Source organism: uncultured Psychrobacter sp., from assembly GCF_947488565.1.
GTDB classification, from domain to species: domain Bacteria; phylum Pseudomonadota; class Gammaproteobacteria; order Pseudomonadales; family Moraxellaceae; genus Psychrobacter; species Psychrobacter saeujeotis.
Window position 1 is genome coordinate 183,378 of sequence record NZ_CANKZC010000002.1, and the last position, 21,718, is coordinate 205,095.

18 protein-coding genes are annotated in these 21,718 nt (G+C 42.3%); 8 read left to right on the plus strand and 10 right to left on the minus strand.

Features of this window, described 5'->3' with window-relative positions; genetic code table 11:
* Positions 1-195: 195 nt before the first annotated feature.
* Both Q0890_RS05020 and Q0890_RS05025 read left to right on the plus strand, forming a co-directional pair.
* The gene (locus Q0890_RS05020) at positions 196-1,917 is read left to right on the plus strand and encodes an NAD+ synthase (RefSeq protein ID WP_299218261.1); all 1,722 of its coding nucleotides are present in this window, start codon (positions 196-198) and stop codon (positions 1,915-1,917) included.
* A 275-nt stretch (positions 1,918-2,192) separates the two neighbouring features.
* Complete coding sequence (locus tag Q0890_RS05025) at positions 2,193-3,467, plus strand: hemolysin family protein (RefSeq protein ID WP_299218262.1); 1,275 nt, start codon at positions 2,193-2,195, stop codon at positions 3,465-3,467.
* An 81-nt stretch (positions 3,468-3,548) separates the two neighbouring features.
* Here the strand turns inward: Q0890_RS05025 and Q0890_RS05030 are convergent, their stop codons facing one another.
* Entirely contained in the window at positions 3,549-4,274 is a 726-nt protein-coding gene (locus Q0890_RS05030) for a YggS family pyridoxal phosphate-dependent enzyme (protein ID WP_299218265.1), read from the minus strand.
* 331 nt (positions 4,275-4,605) lie between these two features.
* On the opposite strand from Q0890_RS05030, the gene Q0890_RS05035 reads away from it, so the two are divergent.
* Together Q0890_RS05035 and Q0890_RS05040 are read left to right on the plus strand one after the other, a co-directional pair.
* Positions 4,606-5,661, plus strand: a complete 1,056-nt coding sequence (locus tag Q0890_RS05035) for a type IV pilus twitching motility protein PilT (RefSeq protein ID WP_299218267.1) — start codon at positions 4,606-4,608, stop codon at positions 5,659-5,661.
* Positions 5,662-5,745: 84 nt separating this feature from the next.
* Positions 5,746-6,867, plus strand: coding sequence for a PilT/PilU family type 4a pilus ATPase (locus tag Q0890_RS05040; RefSeq protein ID WP_299218269.1), 1,122 nt, complete (start codon positions 5,746-5,748; stop codon positions 6,865-6,867).
* Positions 6,868-6,959: 92 nt separating this feature from the next.
* Here Q0890_RS05040 and fur read toward each other — a convergent pair whose 3' ends face one another.
* Complete coding sequence (gene fur, locus Q0890_RS05045; protein ID WP_068034202.1) at positions 6,960-7,394, minus strand: ferric iron uptake transcriptional regulator; 435 nt, start codon at positions 7,392-7,394, stop codon at positions 6,960-6,962.
* A 283-nt stretch (positions 7,395-7,677) separates the two neighbouring features.
* Here fur and Q0890_RS05050 point away from each other — a divergent pair, with 283 nt between their 5' ends.
* Complete coding sequence (locus Q0890_RS05050) at positions 7,678-8,112, plus strand: outer membrane protein assembly factor BamE (protein WP_299218273.1); 435 nt, start codon at positions 7,678-7,680, stop codon at positions 8,110-8,112.
* Between the two features lie 26 nt (positions 8,113-8,138).
* Here the strand turns inward: Q0890_RS05050 and Q0890_RS05055 are convergent, their stop codons facing one another.
* From Q0890_RS05055 to Q0890_RS05070, 4 genes are all read right to left on the minus strand, one after another.
* Complete coding sequence (locus tag Q0890_RS05055; protein ID WP_299218275.1) at positions 8,139-8,507, minus strand: RnfH family protein; 369 nt, start codon at positions 8,505-8,507, stop codon at positions 8,139-8,141.
* On the minus strand, positions 8,495-9,652 hold the full coding sequence (locus tag Q0890_RS05060; RefSeq protein WP_299218277.1) for a hypothetical protein: 1,158 nt from the start codon (positions 9,650-9,652) through the stop codon (positions 8,495-8,497). Before Q0890_RS05060 ends, Q0890_RS05055 begins: the two co-directional genes overlap by 13 nt.
* 144 nt (positions 9,653-9,796) lie before the next feature.
* Positions 9,797-10,465 (minus strand): c-type cytochrome, encoded by a 669-nt coding sequence (locus tag Q0890_RS05065; RefSeq protein ID WP_299218279.1) that lies wholly within the window; start codon positions 10,463-10,465, stop codon positions 9,797-9,799.
* A 347-nt stretch (positions 10,466-10,812) separates the two neighbouring features.
* On the minus strand, positions 10,813-11,148 hold the full coding sequence (locus Q0890_RS05070) for a c-type cytochrome (RefSeq protein WP_299218281.1): 336 nt from the start codon (positions 11,146-11,148) through the stop codon (positions 10,813-10,815).
* A 388-nt stretch (positions 11,149-11,536) separates the two neighbouring features.
* On the opposite strand from Q0890_RS05070, the gene yihA reads away from it, so the two are divergent.
* Positions 11,537-12,289 (plus strand): ribosome biogenesis GTP-binding protein YihA/YsxC, encoded by a 753-nt coding sequence (yihA, locus tag Q0890_RS05075; RefSeq protein WP_299218283.1) that lies wholly within the window; start codon positions 11,537-11,539, stop codon positions 12,287-12,289.
* Between the two features lie 88 nt (positions 12,290-12,377).
* Here the strand turns inward: yihA and Q0890_RS05080 are convergent, their stop codons facing one another.
* The 3 genes from Q0890_RS05080 to Q0890_RS05090 all read right to left on the minus strand — a co-directional run bounded on the left by Q0890_RS05080 (position 12,378) and on the right by Q0890_RS05090 (position 14,463).
* Complete coding sequence (locus Q0890_RS05080) at positions 12,378-13,046, minus strand: HAD-IA family hydrolase (RefSeq protein WP_299218285.1); 669 nt, start codon at positions 13,044-13,046, stop codon at positions 12,378-12,380.
* 84 nt (positions 13,047-13,130) lie between these two features.
* Positions 13,131-14,156 (minus strand): RluA family pseudouridine synthase, encoded by a 1,026-nt coding sequence (locus Q0890_RS05085; RefSeq protein ID WP_299218287.1) that lies wholly within the window; start codon positions 14,154-14,156, stop codon positions 13,131-13,133.
* Between the two features lie 70 nt (positions 14,157-14,226).
* Positions 14,227-14,463, minus strand: a complete 237-nt coding sequence (locus Q0890_RS05090; RefSeq protein WP_299218289.1) for a hypothetical protein — start codon at positions 14,461-14,463, stop codon at positions 14,227-14,229.
* Between the two features lie 836 nt (positions 14,464-15,299).
* Here Q0890_RS05090 and Q0890_RS05095 point away from each other — a divergent pair.
* A complete protein-coding gene (locus tag Q0890_RS05095) occupies positions 15,300-19,280 on the plus strand; it encodes an Rne/Rng family ribonuclease (protein ID WP_299218291.1) in 3,981 nt (1,326 codons plus the stop codon).
* Between the two features lie 142 nt (positions 19,281-19,422).
* Here Q0890_RS05095 and Q0890_RS05100 read toward each other — a convergent pair whose 3' ends face one another.
* Complete coding sequence (locus Q0890_RS05100) at positions 19,423-20,343, minus strand: DUF808 domain-containing protein (RefSeq protein WP_299218293.1); 921 nt, start codon at positions 20,341-20,343, stop codon at positions 19,423-19,425.
* Positions 20,344-20,749: 406 nt separating this feature from the next.
* Between Q0890_RS05100 and Q0890_RS05105 the strand changes: the two genes are divergently transcribed.
* Positions 20,750-21,616 carry a DsbC family protein gene (locus Q0890_RS05105; protein WP_299218295.1) on the plus strand — a complete coding sequence of 289 codons (867 nt, stop codon included), beginning with the start codon at positions 20,750-20,752 and terminating at the stop codon, positions 21,614-21,616.
* Positions 21,617-21,718 lie beyond the last annotated feature (102 nt).

Sequence of the window (21,718 nt, forward strand, 5' to 3'; positions counted from 1 at the left end):
AATATCGCCGATCGTATGCAGGCGATTATTAGTATTGATTAATACTGTTTACCTAAAAATATTAGCATACAGTCTAATAATTAAAACGTGATGCCTAAGCAGGCTATAACTGCTAGCACCGTTCTATAGATACTTTTATTTTGGGTTCACAATAGCCCACCAATTTTCGTTGATATACTTATAGGAATAACAACAATGTCAAAAGACACTGATAACTCTAATCTTACGGCAGACAACTCTGCTAATACAACGAGTTCACCTTCAAACGATAGGTCTGCAAACAATGTAGCGCCAAATGAGGTTACCTTCGCTTTAGCCCAATCACATTTTTTGGTAGGGGATATCTCTGCCAATGCTGACAAAATGCGTCAACTTGCCATCCAAGCGCGCGATCAGGGCGCTGATGTCATTGTTTTCCCAGAATTGGCTTTGCTAGGCTACCCACCGCAGGATTTACTGCTTCGTCCAAGCTTATCTGGACGCATCAAAAGCGCACTATCGGCTTTAAGTGATATTCAAGATATCGTGATGATCGTCGGCTATCCACATGTTGACCATCATGGCACCTTTAACTCAGCCGCTATCTTGCATAATGGCCATCAAAAAGGTTTTTATCATAAACAGTTTTTGCCCAATTATGGGGTATTTGATGAACGCCGTTACTTTGATAAAGGCCGCAATCAAGTGTTATTTGATTATAAAGGCATCACCATCGGACTACTTATCTGCGAAGATTTATGGGAAAAATCACCCATTGCAGATCTTAAACAGCAAGGCGTCGACATCATTGTCAGTCTTAATGCTTCTCCGTTTGAGACGGGTAAGCAAGATATGCGTAAGACCATGCTGACTCAGCGTAGCCGTGAGCACAAAGTACCCATTGTCTATGTGAATGCAGTAGGTGGTCAAGACGACTTAGTATTCGACGGTGGTTCTATTGTCGCGCAAGCCGATGGCTCTATCGCTCATGAAGCTCCACGCTTTTTAGATCAATTAATGCTAGCGACTTTAAATGTCGATAGCAATACATTCAACACTCAAGAAAAAGCGCCACTAACGCTGAGCCGTGAGTCAGAGATGTACCAAGCGTTAGTCGTTGGGCTACGTGATTATGTCAATCATTCAGGATTTGGTGGCGTATTGGTTGGTTTATCAGGTGGTATCGATTCGGCCTTGACCTTGTGTATCGCTGTAGATGCTTTGGGAGCAGATAAAGTCTATGCTGTCATGATGCCTTATGAGTTCACTTCAAAGATAAGCTTAGAAGACGCTCAAGCACAAGCGCGTCGTTTAAATGTCTCTTATACTGTTTGCCCTATCTTTGATGCCGTCGAAGGTATTCGCCATACGTTAGCGCCATTATTTAACAAGTCACCTGCTGACACCACTGAGGAAAATATCCAAGCACGTGCGCGCGGCGTTATCTTGATGGCATTGTCTAATAAATTTGGACATTTGGTCATTACGACTGGCAACAAGTCTGAGCTAGCAGTCGGCTACTCTACTTTGTATGGTGATATGGCTGGCGGCTTTGATGTGTTAAAAGACGTTTATAAATCACAGGTTTATAACTTGGCAAGCTATCGTAATCGCTTAGAGGATACGCCTGTGATTCCTGAACGGGTCATTACTCGTCCGCCATCAGCTGAGCTACGTCCTGATCAAAAAGATCAAGACAGCCTACCTGATTATGAGGTGTTAGATGGCATCTTAACCTTGTATATCGATGAAGATATGGGTTATCAAGCGATCGTCGATAAAGGTTTTGATGCCGATATGGTGGCCAAAACCATCAAAATGGTGGACAATAGCGAATATAAACGTCGTCAGTCACCGATTGGTACGAAGATTAGTCAAAGAGCCTTTGGGCGCGAGCGTCGCTATCCGTTAGTCAACAAATGGTCAATTAATAGCTAAAAGCCTATTGGTTTTACTATTTGGTTTTGATCATACCTTTATATTATTATATTTATTATTAGCTGGGCACTTCTTGTCCAGCTTTTTTTATTAGCAGTACCTTAATTCCTTGGTATGATAGTTTTAGCGTGGTTATTAAATACTTTATACAAGTACAAATACGTATTTGGTATCTATTTTATTCAATGTATAAATCACAGTTATTACGACTTGCGGTGCTGCCTTTTTATTTACTTTCAAACCTTTCTATTTTTCTACCTTTCTTTGAGTACTTCATGAGTTTGCTAACCGCTAGTATCTGCCTCCTTTTGTTGCTTGCCCTAAGCGCTTTTGTGTCTGCTGCCGAGATTGCCATCGCCGCTGGTCGCAAAATTAAACTACAAATTATGGCAAAAGAAGGAGAAGTCCGAGCACTTGATGTCCTACACATGCAGGACAATCCTGGTAGTTTTATCACTGTGGTACAAGTGGTTCTAAACGCCGTCGCTATTTCAGCTGGTGCAGTGGGCGAATCGGCTATCAGTCCTTACTTACAGCTTTTATTTAACAATGAAGCCATCGCGTCAATTGTCTCTTTTGTCTTGATTACCAGCTTGTTTTCTTTGCTGGCTGACCTAATGCCTAGACGTTTGGCAATGTCCAGTACTGAGATTATAGCCGTGCGACTCGTACGACCAATGATGCTTTTAATTTTTGTGTTCAAACCCATCATCTGGGTATTTGATGGTGCAGCAAATGTTATTTTTGAGGTGTTGGGTATATCAACTGCGCGTCAAGATGATATGACGTCAGAAGATATTTATGCCGTTATGGATGCTGGGGCTGAAGCTGGGGTATTAAAAAAGCAAGAACATCATTTGATAGAAAATATCTTCGAGATGCAAGAGCGGACCGTCACCTCAGTGATGAATCCACGCGAACATATCGTTTACTTTGATACCAAAACAAGTACCGACAAAGTGGTCGAGACCATGATCGAGCAACCCCACAATAAGTTTTTGGTGTGCAATGATGATGACTTAGAGCATATCATTGGTTATGTAGAGTCTCGTAGCTTTTTAGCGTTAGTCCTTAATCAGCAAAAGGTTAGTTTAACCGATAAAGCGCTACTAAAGCCCGCCCTCTTCGTGCCCGACACCTTATCTTTGTTTGAAGTGCTAGAGATGTTCAAATCCACTGGTGCAGACTTTGCCGTCATCGTCAATGAGTATGCAATGGTCGTGGGCGTCATTACGCTTAAAGACGTGATGAGTATCGTCATGGGTGAGCTTGTTACGTTAGAAGATCAGCCTATTGTCCAGCGTACTGATAATTCTTGGCTGATCGACGGTATGACGCCTATCGAAGATGTGGTTCGTGCTTTAGATATCGTAAACTTACCGCGCAATCAAAACTATGAAACCATCAGTGGTTTTATGATGTATATGCTGCGAAAAATACCCAAAAAAACGGATACCATCGAATATGCCAACTATCGGTTTGAAATACTAGATACTGAAAAATTAAAAATCAATCAGATGCTAGTGACCAAACTTGAAGAAACTGCCTAGACATTCTGCAAAAACAGCTTTTTCTTGGAGAGGTCTGTCGATGATCTCAAAAACAAATAGTGAGAGCAGTAAGTAACCTACTCAATCTCGTGCACCAAATATCGCTGTGCCAACCCTTACCATCGTAGAGCCGTTAGCAATAGCGGCTGCCATATCATTACTCATACCCATACTAAGCGTATCCCAAGCTTCTAAATCCGGATGTTCTTGCTTTGTCTTTTCAAATAACATCTTCGTGCGTTTAAACGCATCTGTATTAGACTTGGCAGGAATAATCATTAAACCGCGTAATTGCAGGCGCTCATAGTCCTTAATAGTTGCTATTAAATCGGGCAAATCCTCAGGGCGACAACCCGACTTACTTTCCTCATCATCTATATTAAGTTGTATAAGCACATTCAGTGGCGGCATATCTGTTGGACGCTGATCGTTTAGACGTTTTGCAATGATGTCACGCTCAAGCGTTTGTACCCAATCAAAGTTTTCGGCAATGTCACGAGTCTTGTTACGCTGAACATGTCCAATATAATGCCATACGATAGAGGCAGCTTCAGGCTGACCTTGTAGTGTCTTGATTTTTTCAATGGCTTCTTGCAGATAGTTCTCACCAAAATCCCGTTGTCCTTGCCGAGCCAATATAGCGATCATATCAGCAGGCTTGGTTTTTGAAACTGCAAGCAATATGACGTCTGATGCTGATCTAGTAACTCTTTTCTGATCCGTTATTAAATCATTGGCCTGCACATAGGCTTGAGTTACTTGTTCGTTAACCTGTTGCCAGTTGGCGATTAAACGATGCTCATTCATATTGTATCCTTCTTATTATCTTTTCTGTCATCCAAAAATTGGTTTATAAAACCTTGAACATATAGTACTTGGCAAAAATTTTCTAAGAAAATTATACCGTTAATCGTCATTATTTACATTTAATCTGTTTCTTTTATGATAGAAATTGACTATTATTGTTATTAATTTGTTACTTTAGCTCACTTGCACTACTAAAGTAGATATGAGCTGTAAATAAAGTAAAGATAGTGTTATTAGTCTCCTAATAGCTCTATAAAGCTTTGAAGTAATTTTAACCCAGAAACTCTTTATTGCTCATTTTTACTGTACTGCTAGATAGGAACGCTCGACCATGGCTGAAAAAAGCAACTTAAGCATCGAAGATCTGCTGCGATTCACTGTTAAACATAAAGCATCAGACTTGCATCTATCAGCTGGCATGCCCGCCGTTATTCGAGCCGATGGCGAAATCACCCGTATTAATATGCCGGTTATGAGTCATCAAACTGTGCATCAGCTGATTTATGACATCATGAATGATAAACAGCGTGCTGACTTTGAGGAGTTTTTTGAGACTGACTTCTCGTTTGAGATTCCAAACCTAGCGCGCTTTCGGGTAAATGCTTTTAATCAAAACCGCGGTGCTGGTGCTGTCTTTCGTACCATTCCTTCAGAAGTTCTCACTTTAGAGGACTTAGGAATGGGTGATGTATTTAAACAAGTTTCGAACTTTAAACGTGGTGTGGTACTGGTAACAGGGCCGACTGGTTCTGGTAAATCTACTACCTTAGCGGCAATGATCGACTATATCAATGATACACGCAAAGAGCATATTTTGACTATCGAAGACCCTATCGAATTTGTTCATGCATCTAAAAAGAGTCTTATCAACCAGCGTGAAGTCCACCGTGATACGTTAGGTTTTGAGCCTGCACTACGCTCCGCATTACGGGAGGATCCAGACGTTATTTTGGTCGGTGAGCTACGTGACCTTGAAACGATTCGTTTGGCTTTGACCGCTGCTGAAACTGGTCACTTGGTATTTGGCACTTTGCATACCAGCTCTGCTGCGAAGACAATTGACCGTGTGATCGATGTTTTTCCAGCTGCCGAAAAAGATATGATTCGTGCGATGTTGTCTGAATCACTGCAAGCCGTTATTTCCCAGACACTACTACCAAAGCAAACAGGCGGACGTGTAGCTGCTCACGAAATTATGCTCGGTACACCGGCCATTCGCAATCTCATACGCGAAAACAAAATTGCCCAGATGTATTCTGCTATTCAGACTGGTGCTGGTGACGGCATGATTACGCTCGACCAAACTCTTAAGAACTTAGTCAGCAAAGGCACTATTAGCAAAGACGTCGCTCGTCCTTATGCAAAACAGCCTGAAGCATTTATATAATACTGATTTGACCCTCTTATTCTTACATTATATTTAGTACCTTTAACTTATTTTTTAATAACTCACTTTTAATTTGGATATGATATGGACTTCGATAAATTACTGCAACTCATGGTTAAAAAGAACGGCTCTGACTTGTTTATTACAGCTGGCGTCGCTCCTTCTATGAAAATAAACGGTACTATTTGTCCTGTAGGACAAGCGCCATTAACTGGTGAGCAAACTTTGCTTTTGGTCAAAAGTCTTATGACCTACAATCAGCAAAAAGAGTTTGAAGACACCAATGAATGTCAGTTTGCCATCTCAGATAAATCGCAGCTGGCGCGCTTTCGGGTCAGTGCTTTTATGCAGCGTGATATGGCAGGCATGGTTTTACGAAAAATCGAAAACAAAATTCCAACGGTTGAAGAGCTGCGCCTGCCTCCCTCGCTAAAAGAGTTGGCAATGAAAAAGCGTGGTATCATCTTATTAGTCGGTGCTACAGGGACAGGCAAATCAACCACGCTTGCTTCTATGATCGGTCATCGTAACCAAAACTCTCATGGTCATATTATTACTATCGAAGATCCCATTGAGTTTGTACATCAGCATAAAGGCTGTATCGTTACGCAGCGTGAAGTTGGTGTCGATACTTTATCATTTGAAGCTGGGCTAAAAAACACCTTGCGCCAAGCGCCTGATGTTATCCTTATTGGTGAAATTCGTAACCGTGAAGTGATGGACTATGCGATCCAATATGCTGAAACAGGACATTTGGTTTTTGCAACATTGCACGCAAATAATGCCAACCAAGCGATCGATCGTATTATCCATTTCTTTGAAGCTGATCGTCACAATCAGTTGTTCATGGATCTCTCGCTCAACTTACAAGCTATTGTTGCGCAGCAGCTTATCCAAACGCCAGATGGCAAAGGCTACCGTGCAGCAATTGAGGTGCTACTCAACTCACAGCTGATTAGTGACTATATCCGTAAGGGTGAACTACACGAAATCAAAGAAGTAATGACGCGCTCACGTGATAGTGGCATGCAAACCTTTGATCAAGCATTGTTCGACTTATACGAAAATGGTGACATTACTTACCAAGATGCGATTAAACATGCGGACTCTCCAAATGATTTGCGCTTAAAAATCAAACTAAACAGTAAAAATGGCAGTAAAGACATTGAAGAAAATGCCAGCAGCCTGTCTTTAAATATTGGCTAATTGCAATTTATTAAAATCAAGAAAACCCAGCACACAAATAAAAAACCGCTCTCAAATTGAGGGCGGTTTTTTGTTTTGGTTAAGTCTGTTGATTATTTTGCACTGTCTTTACATTCTTGATTGTTGCAAATACCATATAACACCAGTGAGTGCCCAGACAGTTTAAAGCCATGCTCCGCTGCTACCTTTAGCTGCTCTTCTTCAATGACTTCATTGTGAAACTCAATAATCTTGCCACAAACATCACAAACCAGATGATCGTGATGCTCTTCTTGAGTGATTTCGAACACTGACAAATTGTTTTCAAAGTTATGCCGTTCGACAATACCTGCTTGCTCGAACTGCGTCAATACTCGGTAAACTGTCGCCAATCCCACATCTTCGCCTTGCTCGATAAGCGCCTTGTATACCTCTTCTGCACTCATATGATGCAGCTCTGCTCTCTCAAGTAGCTCTAAAATTTTGATACGCGGTAAAGTTACTTTTAATCCTGCTTTACGTAAGTCCTGATTGGTAAAAGAAGCCATAATATCCCTTCTGACTGTTAAAGTCTTAACAAATAAAAATTGAAAAATAGCCATAGTGAATTAATAGCTAGGCTATGCCCTCACTTTAAAAATAATGCTAAAAATAAAATATATTGTAGTTATAAGCTTATGAATTGACACTATAAATTACTGAGTATATCAGGTAGCATTTGGTAAATAATGTCGTAAGTGGTAGGCAATTGCAAGTAAATGACGTATCATTTGTTCAAGATTGCCGGCAAGACTTGCTCAATATGCATTTAGCCGCGCCTAACCCATTTTTATGAGCCATCTTACCATGATAAAGCTATTAAATCGTTCTCCCCTTGGCCGTCAGTCATCTCATTACTCAGCCAATCTGCGCAAAATTATGATTACTGCAACCCTTGGCATTACTGTTGCCCTATCTGGTTGCTCATTATTTAATGTTTATAGAATTGATTTACCACAAGGTACACCAATCACTCAAACTCAAGCTCAAAAATTACAAGTAGGCATGAATCAAAACCAAGTATTGTACATACTAGGGAGCCCTGCTATCAAAGACACATTAGCACCCAATCGTTGGGATTATATCTACGACTACCAGGCAGGCACAGAAGGTGAGCGCAAAGGTATCACAGATGTCAAAAATGCCAGCCAGCATTTGATTGTCTATTTTGATGGCAATGGTATTGTCACTCGTATCGAAGGTATAGAGACCCTACCTCAGTCTTAAGTCTTAACTGCCTCAATCCTAACCATTTATATTTGCTTTTTCTTATCACGGTTTTTGCGCTGAGACATGGGATCAGCGCTTAAACTACGGTATACCTCGATGCGATCTAGCGGTTGTAATATGTAGCTTATAGGCTGTTTTTGTGCATAGATGCCTACATGCCAGCGCTTGGCAGTAGGCGTTGTCATACTTGCTACTTGTTCGCACCATACAGCCAAGTTGGGAAACTTATTTAACCAGCCAGCTTGTTCTAGTGCTTCATATAGAGTCGTACCTTCAACGACTTGTAATGTCAGATAATGTTGGCGCTTTACATCCTCAGCATAGGCCAGTTGCACTGTCATCATGGCGGGCTTATGAGAGCGTTTAGACGTCTTCTCTATCAACTCAGCCATAGCAGTATCCAACCTACTAATGCTAAAATCAGTGCTAACGGTACAATGAGACGAATGGCCACGCGCCATAGGTTATACGATGCTTCACTGCCAAAGTTTAAAGACTTACGCAAGTGACTGATTTTCATATGCCAGCCGGCAAATATAGACAGCACTAGCACTGCAATACTACTCACTATAACCAATAGACCCACTAGCCAAGCTGTCGGTACTATTGTGACTAGTAATACACCTACAATCAATGTTATAACCAAGCCGACCACTAGGCCAAATTTATGCGCTAGCTGCTGGGCGCTATAATATAACAAATAGCTTGCTACAAATAATACGCCTGCATGGTATAGCAGTTGCCCAATGGGCGGTAGTGCTAAGCCACTACTGAACAATGCAACGATACCAATGACTAGCTGCAGTATCCAGATGGGTAGCACCAGTTTGGCAGCACGATAGGTATGAGGAGTCTTAGTCGAATGTAGCTTAGTCGAATGTGACTTGGTTACATTGAGACCGTCTGGCTCTACTGCAGTTACTGTCTGCTTCGTCACTAGATGCTGACCAAACCAGTATAGTCCAGTACCTGCTCCTACACTGACCAACGCAAGTGCAACCGCTCGTGCCCATTCGGTTAAGTTAATGTTGGTCATGGCAAATTCAACTTGCGGGAGCCCATTGGTCAGGCCCATCACTAAGCCTACAACCATCAGACCTAGACCTATAGGTAGAGGCGCGACCCCAAGCAAACTTAACAATACTGCAATCACCATTAAACCACTAGCAACCGCAAAAACTGGCAAGTTAGGAGCACTATTTAGCTCTGTCAGCGCAGACAAAAGACCGCTACTTGCTCCAGATATTATAAGTGCAGCAATCGCAATCGCGACTACCGCTGTCAACCAACCAAAACTACGCCATAACGGACTAGCATCAGCTTCGCGGGTGAGTTTTTGCATACCTGCTAAGGGTGCTTCAATACTACGATACGCCAAAGCAATCTCTGCATAAATCACTGGCAATGAAACCAATACCATCGCAAATAGCCACAACAACCAAAAGTCTATTTCACCAATTGAAGTAGGTGCAAACCAGCGAAAAAGCAGTAGTGGCAACAGTGCTGCCATAAAATAAGAAGCATAGCGGACCATCATAATCTCAATCCAAACGATCTAAAGTGAATAACAATAGGCAATTATACAGACCCATTAAGGAAGCTGTATTTCTTTATACAATATAGGGACAGGCACCTATAAAAAAACCCCGAAAACGGGGTTTAATAATCAAATAGGCATCAATTAATGGATAGCACTTACATAATCCGACAAGATACGAATATCGCGATCTGACAGTCTCGATGCTACCGTCTGCATCATACCCATCTCGCCTTCTTTGGCTGCATCGTTGACACGTTTTTGATCGTCGCTTGCAATATCGTCCACGCGGCCCGCTGCACGGAACAGTTTTAGCTGAGTAGCGATGTATTCAGCATGCTGTCCCCCCAAACGTGGAAAAGCTGCAAACTCGTTACCAGCAGCATCTGGTCCATGACAGCCTGCACAACCAATCACACCGCGTGACTTATCGCCACCTAAATAAAGCTTGGTTGCTTCTTGATTGGTTGCAGGATTACCAAAGCCCACGCCCCAAGGTGACTGCTCAGCATAGTAACCTGATACGTTAGCCATATCTTGCTGCGACAAATTAGCAACTTGCGACTGCATAATGCCGTTTTTGCGGTATCCAGATTTAAAATTGACCAATTGCTTATATAAGTACTTTACATTTTGACCGCCAAGATTTGGCTGAGCTGGCACGACACTCACTCCATCAACACCATGACAAGCGGCACAGACCGTTTCTGCGATTTGTTTACCTGCATTAGCGTCATATTCAGGAACAATAATAGCAGCTTGTACGCTGAAACTTGCAACACATAAGCTGGCGGCAGCGATTAACTTTTTCATTGATACAGATCCTACTAACTCGCCGTAAGCATTATCTCGATTGATTGTATTAACAGAGCACTCACCAAATCACACAAGCACGTCTACAGCTTGACTAAATTAATCATGAAATTTGCGGTGTTCATAACAAGCAGCCCGAAAGCACTTACTAACATCAGGGTTTATTTGCAATTATTATAGCAAGACTTTAAAGAATTTGCCTACTTAATCATGGTAACTAACGTTTTTTTATCTAAAACTAAGCATACAACATATTTTGTAAATCATCTGCCCGTTTTATAAAATCTTATAGGTATCATTAGGATACTCAAGGGTCTATAAAGTAGAATTGACAGCTAAGTTTCTCGCTACTTACTCATATACTCAATCAATTTGCGATAATCATCATCACTACAGCTGTCACATAGTCCACCCGCTGGCATTTGAATCATGCCGCCCTTTACGGAATCAATCAGTGCAGGCATACCTTTTCGTTCTATAAGGCGTTGCCACTGAGCGCTATCACCTTTCTTGATGGCATTTAATGCCCCACTATCATGACAAGCCGCGCATGAGTCATTATAAATTTTGGAGATATCAGTTGCTGCATGACTACTCGTCATAGCAATGCTGATGACAAGTGCCACCATACTACTACTCAAGGCTTGGCCTATTTTAATGCTACTAATATTTAATAAACGCATATGATATCCTCTTTAACAGAATAATCATGTCTACAATTATTCGATACATAAACTTGTTAACTGATAATATCTTATATTGTAACGATATATGTCGAGTCAAAGTAGTATTATCTCGTTTAATGTTAGTAACGCTTAAGCGTTGTATGATAATTTTGCTAAGCTGCTATTCACTTTAGTGTTATGCTGTCATACATAGAACGGCAGAGATAAGCAATATACCAAATAGATCATCGTAACACTCATCCTTTATCTGACTGCTTATTGGTATTAAAAGTCATTTTAAGTTTCATATTATCGATGTGACAGCTAGCCGCTTATCTTTTTTTGACTTGTTCTGTGGTGTTATTTCAAACTTCGTTTTAATTTTTTGATTGTTAATGAGTCATTTATGAGTACCCCGTTTAAAGATGTTGCCGCTGAACATGCGGTGTTTAATACCAAAGCCCGCCAGCGTATTCAACAGACTGAATTTATGACGTCGGCGCCTACTTTTCGTCTTTGTCCGCCAGATATCGGACTAGAAGTCGCGTTTGCAGGACGCTCAAATGCGGGTAAGTCCTCGGCTATCAATGCGTTAACCAACCAGCGTCAGCTTGCCCGCTCGTCTAAAACGCCAGGGCGTACACAAATGATAAACTTTTTTAGCATTGGTGATACCAACAGACGCTTGGTTGACTTACCAGGCTATGGTTATGCAGCTGTCCCGCTTGAGATGAAAAAAGAATGGCAGGTAGAGTTAGAAGAGTATCTGGTATCACGCTCAAGTCTTGCAGGTTTAGTGCTGATGACAGATATTCGCCATCCTCTTAAGTTCTTTGATGAGCAGATGCTACATTGGGCTAAAGATGGCGAGTTGCCTGTCCATATCTTATTGACTAAGGCAGACAAACTCAAATATGGGGCATCAAAAAATGCCTTACTTAATACTCGTCAAGCTCTCAAAAAACTGGGGTTAAACTGTACTATTCAGCTGTTTTCTGCACTAAGAAAAGAAGGCCTTGATGAGCTGGCAGGCGTGATGGGCAAATGGTACGATTACAAACTTGATGATGACAAGCTGGTTGAGTCAGATCTTCAGTCGCTCCCTGCTACTCAGCTAGACGCTGAACCACAGGATGTTAAGTCACAAGATAGTCAGTAAGATGCTGAATAACCATCATCTGCATAAGTTAAAAAAGGGTTTATCACAATTATTGATAAACCCTTTTTTGTTCATCATGTCTTTTATTTTAACCACATAGTAGCTCTGTTAAAGCTTGGGGCGTATCAACTTGATAAGTCGGCTGCTGAGCGGCGAGCTCTTTATTGGTTGCCGTACCATAATCTACAGCAATACTGGTCATACCAAGCTTGTTCGCCATTTGAATATCATAAATACTATCACCGATAAATACAGCTTTAGATATACTTTGCTGCGTATGCTCTAAGATATCGGTCAGCATTTGCGGGTTGGGTTTGGAGCCTGACTCGTCCGCACAGCGAGTTATTTCAAAGTAATGCTGGCTAGCAGAGGCGGTAAGCACCCTATCAAGACCTCGTCTTTTTTTACCCGTCGCTACAGCCAATTTGCGGCCTTGCTGCTGCAACGCTTGTAGCATACTTTCTATGGGAGTAAAAAACGGTGTACGGTGACTGTTAGGAATATAATAGTCAGCATAGCTTTGTTGAATGGCAAGCTTTTGTGACTCACTCGCTTGCGGATATAAAATCTCAATACCATTCATTAAACTCAGTCCGATAATGTCTTTGACTGCTTGATCAGTGGTGCAAAAACCATGCGCCTCTCCGGCGACATGCATGGACTCAACGATCAAACCGATCGAATCCATCAAAGTACCATCCCAATCAAAGATAACCAACGTCTTATCTGCTAAGCGATGATTAGACTGTTTACTCATAAATTTACCTTAGCGCACGGCAATAAACCAAAAATTCGATGTCAATACATTAGTAGTCAATACATTAATATACAGGGGTTAAGTTTATTCTGGCATTGTGGTTTGCTCCGGCATCCAGTCTGCCATATCATCTGGTAACGGGGCGGTAATGATTTTATAGCCTGGAATATCTAGTCGCCATGCGTGCAAGCACAAGCGATGAACGCCTGATTTATCATGCACATTATACTTGTCATCCCCTAAGATCGCATGACCGATATGGGCCAAATGTACACGGATTTGGTGCGTGCGCCCTGTTAATGGCTTGGCTTCAATCAAGCTGACTGGCTGACCTGCCAGTATAAAACGGCTATGTACGATGATATCCGTTTGGCTATCTTTAGATTGCGAGTCCTGATTTTGTGAGGTACTGCCATCCACTTTGACACGGCGCTCACCATTCGCGAGCGTGTAACGTAACAGTGGGGCATCAATACGTTGCTCATTAAGAGCAGGCTGCCCTTTTGCCAGACATAGATAGTGCTTTTGAATGGTTTTGTCGACCAGATGCTGCTGCAGCACTTTAAGTGTTGAGCGCTTCTTAGAAATCATAAGCAGGCCTGAGGTGTCTTTATCAATGCGATGAATCAGCTCTAGGTACTTTTTACCAGTCACCTCACGCATGGCCTCGATAACACCAAAGTCAAGACCACTACCGCCATGTACTGCGATACCAGACGGCTTATTGAGCACCAGCAGCCCATCATCTTCATACACTATGCGCGCTAATAGGCTCTTAGCAAACTCAGTACTAATGATGGGTTTTTCGCGGGTTGCCAACTGAATAGGTGCGATACGTACGACATCGTCGCGCTCTACTCTATCATGTGCTTTGCAGCGCTTATTGTTCACACGAACTTCATCTGACCGTATCATTTTATAAATATGAGACTTTGGCAGCCCTTTTAAGCGGTTTAGTAAAAAGTTATCTAAACGCTGGTCATGCTGATGGCGAGTAACTTCAAGGTAGTTAACCTTTCCAAAGTTGCTAATTTCATCATCAGCGCTTTGTGGGCGCGTCCTGCTATTGAATATTGCTGGAGCTTCATGAGTAGGTGCATCGTCAGTCATTTTGGAATTTGTCATTTTTAGTTAGGTATTTACACAAAGATTTGTTATAGTTTACCATGTTGAGCGCCAATTAAGCAGAGACTAAGACAATAATCGTTATTGTCTTAAACAACTTATTGTTATCATTATTACTGGCTAGTAATGAGTTGATCTGGCGATTTTTGCACGCATCATCTACTTTCAGGACATCCTGCTCAGTAACGTCTGGCGTGGTGTCCAATAAAAGGTATTTATACCAAATTAATCGCTTCGGTGATAATGGCAAACATGCTAAATTATCAAGCGGTAATAGAACACAACTACTCATTAACACACGGCCATGACTTGATTTTTTAATCATTGGGTTGGTGTAGCTGGGTAAGTAATGTTAATCCGATGTTGAGAGTTTACAGCTGCCTGAATATTGGCGGTCAAACAGATAAAATGATTGTCATACAAACAATGTATACCCCACCGAGCTTGTAAGCCGGTTACCTATTCTGTTTGCCAAGTACGCCCCGCTGAATAACGGTGCAGTGGCACTTTTAACTTAAGATTCTAAGACAGTTAGATGTTATAAAATAATAGATAGATAAAATCATTGAATTAATTTGAGCTGATATTAAGACGTTCGCTAGTGTTAACAGTTTAGACAAAATGGCGAATGAATTGTGACTTTGTGGTGAGTGCTTGGATACCCTTACAAAGTAAACCAAGTACGCTTTATATGTCAATAATCTTTGTAAAACCTACCATAGCAATGTGTTAGGTACTAGCCTTGAAACCAGTATGGGATGATTGGCATTAGATCATGTTACAGCCCTACACTCTGTATCAAAATTACTTAGAACGATTATTTTAGTCACTTTAAACACAGTCGTTAAAATTCGAACCAACGATCAGCGACGATGACCTTTTAATTCGATACCTGTATTTATCTGAGCAGTACGCTCGCCCTACATCTACTAACTTTTAGTATTAGCATGACTTATCATCGCCACTTTACTTTGATTATATTTATGTTGTTTGCTGTCCATTTGGCAGCCTGAATAATCTGTTGGTGCTTTTTATCATTAAAGCTGCTTGATATTAGACTTTTTACTCAGAACCACTCAATATAATAGCCCTTCTTGTCATTGTCCTGTGCACTCATAGGATAATAGTATGAAACGCATTTTGATTAACGCCACTCAAAACGAAGAAATTCGTGTCGCTTTGTGTAAAGGCAATCATCTCTACGATTTTGATTTAGAAAACCGTACCCGCGAGCAAAAAAAATCCAACATTTATAAAGGTCATGTCACCCGTGTCGAACCATCACTTGAGGCTGTATTCGTTGAATACGGTTCACAGCGTCAAGGGTTTTTGCCTATTCGTGAAATCTCTACCGAATACTTAAGTGGCAACCCACGTGATGAAAACATCAAAAAGCTTATCAAAGAAGGCGATGAGCTGATCGTCCAAGTTGAAAAAGAAGAGCGGGGCAATAAAGGCGCGGCTCTCTCCACGTATGTCTCGCTCGCTGGTCGTTATTTGGTACTGATGCCCAATAACCCTCGTGGTGGTGGTATTTCGCGTCAAATCTCGGGCAAATTACGCGAAGATATGAAGCGTATGCTTGCCAACCTTGATTTACCTAAAGGTATGAGTGTCATCATTCGTACTGCAGGTATTGGTAAGACTCAAGAAGATCTGCAACATGACCTAAATCATCTGCTCAATATTTGGCAAGCCATTCAAGAACAAAATAAAAAATACCCATCACCGCGTCTGGTTCATCAAGAAGCAGGTGTAGTGACGCGTGCAGTACGTGATTATCTGCGTGATGATATTGCTGAGATTTGGATTGATAACGAAAACGCTTACATTGAAGCGGCAGGATTTATCGATGCAGTGATGCCAACACAAGCGGACAAACTACGTAAATATACCGACTACGAGCCGATGTTCGCACGCTTTAATATCGAAAAACAGATCGAGACCGCTTATCAGCGCGAAGTACGCCTGCCATCTGGTGGCTCGATCGTCATTGACCAAACTGAAGCGTTGGTATCAATCGATATCAACTCGGCTAAATCTACTAAAGGTTCAGACGTCGCTGAAACTGCCTACCATACCAACTTAGAAGCAGCTGATGAAATCGCTCGCCAATTGCGTCTGCGTGATATGGGCGGCTTGATTGTCATTGATTTCATTGACATGAATGACAATAAGCACCAAAAAGAAGTCGAAAAACGTCTGGTTGATGCGACCAAATATGACCGCGCTCGTGTCCAGTTCGGAGAGATATCTAAGTTTGGTTTGATGGAGATGAGTCGTCAACGTCTACGCCCATCGTTAGAAGAGTCTACCGGCTATATTTGCCCGCGCTGTCATGGCAACGGTATGATTCGTGATCTGCGCTCTTTATCATTGTCTATCATGCGCCAAATCGAGCAAATCGCTCTAAAAGAACGTCAAGGTGAAGTACAAGCAGAAGTACCAACTGATATTGCCGCATTTATCTTAAATGAAAAACGTGACAGCTTGGTTTATCTTGAACAAGATAGCGGGACACGTATTACTATTTTGCCACACGCTCACCTAGAGTCACCCAATTTTAAATTGCACTTTAATCGTGATGGTTTTGCACCGACGAGCTATGAGCGTATCACCGATACGCAGCAACAAGAACATAGCGACCTTGGTTATGACGTTGACTGGCAAACATCAGAAAAAGAACGTCCTGAGCAGCAGCCTACCCGTCAGCCGCGTAAATCAGCTGATAACAAAAGTAGCCCAGACAATCGTGCAAGCAATCAAAGTAACGGACGCGCGTCATCATCGAATGTAGGCCAAAATAGCCATCGAAACAATGGCTCAAATAACGAACCAAAAAATACCGACAACCATCAGCATACTGACAATACGCAAGTAAGTACGCAAGTCTCCTCAGCGCGTGCTACCACAGACAATATTGCACAGAGCAAGCAACAGGTCTCTACTGCGCAGCCAAAAGCCGTTGCTTGGCTGTCTAATCTGTTTGCGCAGGCGCCGCAAGCACAGACTGCAAACAGCGTTAGTAGTCGTGATGCCGCTGAAGCTATTGAGGCATTAGTCAATACTGGAGCGCAAAGCTTAGGTTCGTTTGGGCAAGTGGATCGTACAGCGTTAGATAACAGCCAGCGCTCATCAAATCAAAGTGATGATCCGCAAAATGCACGTCAGCAAGACGATAACAATACTCAAAGTGGCACTCAATCGTCAAAGCAAAGTGCGCTTGATAACGACAAAAAAGAGAGTCACAGCGACGATAGAAGAAAGCGCAAGTCACGCAAATCAAAATCTTCTAAATCGCGTCAAAGAAAAGATCAGCGCGATGACAACGATAGCGTAAATAATGGTACAGATAGTACCAGCAACAATAAACAGTCTGATACGCAAGATGCAGGTGAACGCGATAACAAGCGCGCCAATGATCGTAACGGCAATCGTCAAGACAGTCGTCAAGATAATCGCCAGAACAATCAAAATGATAATGGGCGTACAGAAGATAGTACTTCGAGCGAGCAGTCACGTACGAAACGCAAGCCTCATAGCCAGCGCAACTCACGCGGTAAGCTTGAACGCGGGCAAACCTTAACAGCTGACGATAATACCAAGCAGCATAATCAGCAATCTGCTGCTAGTACAGCAAAAGGTAAATCACAGGCGCATGCTCAGCGCGACCAAGACCCCAATGAAGTAGTATTACAGGTCAACGAAGCGCCGACTAAGAGCAAGGCTTCAGAAGTAGTACATCTTTCTTTGGACGACAGTAAATCGAGCCAAGCGTCGTCTAAAGCTATGGATACGCAAGAAGCTGGTCAGCAGACTGTCAATGACAAAGACAGGGCTGCCAAACAGCGTCATAAAGACCAGTCTGCGACAACATCTAAGTCAGAAGATCGCTCATCATCCGCCGCGAGTAGCGCTAAACCTACTGAAAGCTTAGTTGAGAGCAAGGCTCAAAGCGCCGAGTCAAAAGATAATTCATCTGATAGCACATCATCATTTGAAGAAAGTAAAGAAGTCGCTAATGCTAAGGCAACCTCTCAGCCATCGGCTCAAAAAGTAGCTTTAGAGCCAAAAGCAGCTAAAGCTAGCAGCGTACAATCTGCTGCTGATACTCAGCCAGCTGAAAACGATAAGGCTAAAAATGGTAATAAAGCTGATGTGAGAAGCAGTACAAATGAGGATGCAAAAGGTAGTAACGCCCTTGCGTTTACTCACGAGGCCTTATTTGCCGCTCGTTATGTGACTGCTGATAAGTTTGGTCAAGCAAGCAATGACCCACGTGTCGTCCGACGTCAGCGGCCAACACCAGTCGCTGAGACTAATACACAGGCCAGTCCTGCACCTGCTACCATTCGCGGTACAGTTGGTGAGTTTATTCACGCAACGTTAGCAGATGCACAAAGCCGCTTGGCAGATAAAGGGGTTATCAGCTGCTTTATTCAAGCGATCGAAGCACATACGCAGCATACTGACATGACTAACATGACTAACATTGACACTAGTCATACAGACGATAGCCAAGACGAGGCTTTTGACTTTAGTAATTATGGTTATCAGCCTTTAGATGCTGATTACTTAACTCGGTTTGATGCCATGACTCAAGCAGTGAGCCAATTTGCTACTGCGCAAGGCAAGACGGCGGTCGCACCGCAGGCTATTGGTCAACGTGCTAGTAACGATCCGCGTGGGCAGCATCCTGACTATCGTGCTCAAGAACAGCAGGCCACATTGAGCATTTCTGATGACCATCAAGTTGATGCTCATGAAACCGCAGCCGCTGCATTGGCCAGTGAAGTACAAGCTGACGACATCACTGTTGAGAGTGAACAGCTGTTAAAAGCAGATCAGGCGTTACTTGATGATAGCAAAGCTGCTGAGCATACCGATGCTACAAAAGAGGACAGCCAAGCAGCTAAATCAAAGACGACTATTGCCAGTTATAAAAACATGATTGAGAGTGTCGCTGAGCAGCTGCTACCACAGACCGGTATGTTTAATTTGACCACGCCAAAGGTGCCAAAAGCGCGTAGTCGTAAACCAAAGTCTGAACATATAAAGCCTACGCAAGCTGAAAAGTCTGAAAATGACCACTCAAGTAGCGATAGTTGATTATTAGCCCTGATATAATTGTTATAACGCAACTGTTATAGTCATCTTATATTCAATAATCTAAAAAGCCCCAAAGTTACCAGTAACTTTGGGGCTTTTTAATGTTTATATAGTCACCAAATAGCGTTAGTGCTAGGAAGCTTCAATGAGCAGAAGCCCCATTACCGCGTAACTTATTAACCATCGTAAAGATAGCGACCACCACCGCACCAATAATAAAGCCTATCAAACCATTTAACAGCGCTGTCGTCACACTTTCAAAAATGCCGGTTAAGTCCGCCAGATCCTCTACTCCATGATGTAAAAAACTGATACCATGCACTAAAATACCGCCGCCCACTAAGAACATCGCCAACGTGCCAGCGATAGATAGAAACTTCATCAGTTTTGGTGCAGCTGCAAACATCACTTTACCAAGTTTTTGTTTAAAGCTACTTTCTTGTTCCATTAAATGCAAACCTGCATCGTCTATTTTGACAATACCGGCAACCAAACCATAGATACCAACCGTGATAGCAATCGCTAAAATAGACAGTACCAGACTACGCTCTAACAATGTGGCACTCGCCGTCGACCCTAAAGCAATAACGATAATCTCTGCTGATAAGATAAAATCTGTACGGATAGCACCTTTTATTTTTTCTTTTTCGAACGCCACCAAATCCACGGTTTCATCGGCATTGGCGAGACGGCGCGCATTCTGTTCTTCATCATGCGGTAAAGCATGCGGCCAAAATCTATGAATAACTTTTTCAGCGCCTTCATAAACCAAAAATAAGCCACCGCACATTAATAAAAAGGTTACCAATGGTGGATAAACGGCACTGATAAGCAGCGCAGCTGGCACTAAAATAAGTTTATTAACAAAGGAACCTTTTGCTACCGCCCAAACAACTGGCAACTCGCGATTGGCTTTGACACCGGTAACTTGCTCAGCGTTTAGCGCAAGATCGTCACCCAATACACCAGCGGTCTTTTTGGCCGCAACCTTAGTCATTACTGAAACATCATCTAATATCACACTGATATCATCAAGTAGGGTTAATAAACTGGCACCTGCCATGCTCTCTCCTTAGCGTAAAATCGCTCAAATGGTTAATAGATATTAAAGTTGATCATATTGATATGTCTTATTCACTGTAGCCTACTGAGCTACTGCAATATATAAAATAGTAGGAATGTAGCTTATTTTACTTTTTTGTTCACTCATCACCAAATTATTAGTTAAGTAAGTTTTGGTTTTGCCTGTGATTTATAAAAATATGTTAGTATATGGCACTTTATCACTATTTATGTTATGACTCACTGCTTACTTTATAATTGAGATGATTCGTCATCATAGCCAGAGTATTGTAGCTTAAAGTTTATTCGTTTGACTGCTCATGAATAAAGAGACTTATATCGTCTGTTTTTATATTGAGTTTTTATTACAATCATGATCAAGCGCGTCCGTTTATAGGAAATGCCGTATGTCCTTACCCTCTGTATCTACTAGCCTAAAGTCTGCTAGCATGTTTAATCGTCGTCAACTCTCTCATGCCATTATTGGTGCGCTACTAGTTACTGTGGCGACAGGCTGCTCGAACAATACTGCCGATACTACCAGCAAGACCAATGTGGTAAGTAGCACAAAGGCAAGTAGTACAACCAGCACCTCCAAACCTGCTGTCGATAGTGATCAATCGGTCGTTACAGCGTTGCAATCGAACCTAGGAGCGTCTGGTATCGACGAAAAAATTGTCTCCGCAGTACCGACAGAGATGGATGGTATTTATTGGGTAACCGCTGAAGGGTTGCCAGCATTTTTTACTGATAAGTCAGGCAAACATATCATTCAAGGTCAGATCATCTCTGTCGGACAAGGCGAACCTGTCGATATTAGTGGTGCGTTAGTTGCTCGCACTGCGCAAGAGGCGCTCAAAGCTGTAGACAAAAAAGACATGATCATTTATCCAGCTAAAGGCGAGACTAAGTCAGTAGTGTACTCTTTTACCGATGCTGATTGTCCTTACTGCACTAAATTGCATTCAGAAATGGATGAGCTTAATGCGCTAGGGATTGAGGTTCGTTACCTAGCTTGGCCTCGTAGCGAAGGAAGCATTCCCAAAATGGAAGCCATTTGGTGTAGTGAAGATCGCGTTGCGGCTATGAATCAGGCAAAATCAGGCGCCAATGTCATGGCTCCTAGCTGTGAGAGTCCAGTAAAAGAGCAAATAGAATTGGGCGCTCGCCTTGGTGTACGCGGAACGCCTGCCATCTTTACTGAATCTGGTCAGCAGATCGGTGGTTATCTGCCAGCTAAACAATTGGCACAAACAGCGATCGATGCCAGCTAATCGCCTACTATAATATCATCGGCTTTAGCGACAGTCAGCTTAGGTAGACGTCACAATTGCTTGTCGGTATGATACGGTGAGATGCTATATAAACATGGCTTT

Bases quoted from the DNA above. Each gene is read 5' to 3' on its own strand.
- Q0890_RS05020 (WP_299218261.1), top strand. From the start codon at position 196: ATGTCAAAAGACACTGATAACTCTAATCTTACGGCAGACAACTCTGCT.
- Q0890_RS05025 (WP_299218262.1), top strand. From the start codon at position 2,193: ATGAGTTTGCTAACCGCTAGTATCTGCCTCCTTTTGTTGCTTGCCCTA.
- Q0890_RS05030 (WP_299218265.1), bottom strand. From the start codon at position 4,274: ATGAATGAGCATCGTTTAATCGCCAACTGGCAACAGGTTAACGAACAA.
- Q0890_RS05035 (WP_299218267.1), top strand. From the start codon at position 4,606: ATGGCTGAAAAAAGCAACTTAAGCATCGAAGATCTGCTGCGATTCACT.
- Q0890_RS05040 (WP_299218269.1), top strand. From the start codon at position 5,746: ATGGACTTCGATAAATTACTGCAACTCATGGTTAAAAAGAACGGCTCT.
- fur (WP_068034202.1), bottom strand. From the start codon at position 7,394: ATGGCTTCTTTTACCAATCAGGACTTACGTAAAGCAGGATTAAAAGTA.
- Q0890_RS05050 (WP_299218273.1), top strand. From the start codon at position 7,678: ATGAGCCATCTTACCATGATAAAGCTATTAAATCGTTCTCCCCTTGGC.
- Q0890_RS05055 (WP_299218275.1), bottom strand. From the start codon at position 8,507: ATGGCTGAGTTGATAGAGAAGACGTCTAAACGCTCTCATAAGCCCGCC.
- Q0890_RS05060 (WP_299218277.1), bottom strand. From the start codon at position 9,652: ATGATGGTCCGCTATGCTTCTTATTTTATGGCAGCACTGTTGCCACTA.
- Q0890_RS05065 (WP_299218279.1), bottom strand. From the start codon at position 10,465: ATGAAAAAGTTAATCGCTGCCGCCAGCTTATGTGTTGCAAGTTTCAGC.
- Q0890_RS05070 (WP_299218281.1), bottom strand. From the start codon at position 11,148: ATGCGTTTATTAAATATTAGTAGCATTAAAATAGGCCAAGCCTTGAGT.
- yihA (WP_299218283.1), top strand. From the start codon at position 11,537: ATGAGTACCCCGTTTAAAGATGTTGCCGCTGAACATGCGGTGTTTAAT.
- Q0890_RS05080 (WP_299218285.1), bottom strand. From the start codon at position 13,046: ATGAGTAAACAGTCTAATCATCGCTTAGCAGATAAGACGTTGGTTATC.
- Q0890_RS05085 (WP_299218287.1), bottom strand. From the start codon at position 14,156: ATGACTGACGATGCACCTACTCATGAAGCTCCAGCAATATTCAATAGC.
- Q0890_RS05090 (WP_299218289.1), bottom strand. From the start codon at position 14,463: ATGAGTAGTTGTGTTCTATTACCGCTTGATAATTTAGCATGTTTGCCA.
- Q0890_RS05095 (WP_299218291.1), top strand. From the start codon at position 15,300: ATGAAACGCATTTTGATTAACGCCACTCAAAACGAAGAAATTCGTGTC.
- Q0890_RS05100 (WP_299218293.1), bottom strand. From the start codon at position 20,343: ATGGCAGGTGCCAGTTTATTAACCCTACTTGATGATATCAGTGTGATA.
- Q0890_RS05105 (WP_299218295.1), top strand. From the start codon at position 20,750: ATGTCCTTACCCTCTGTATCTACTAGCCTAAAGTCTGCTAGCATGTTT.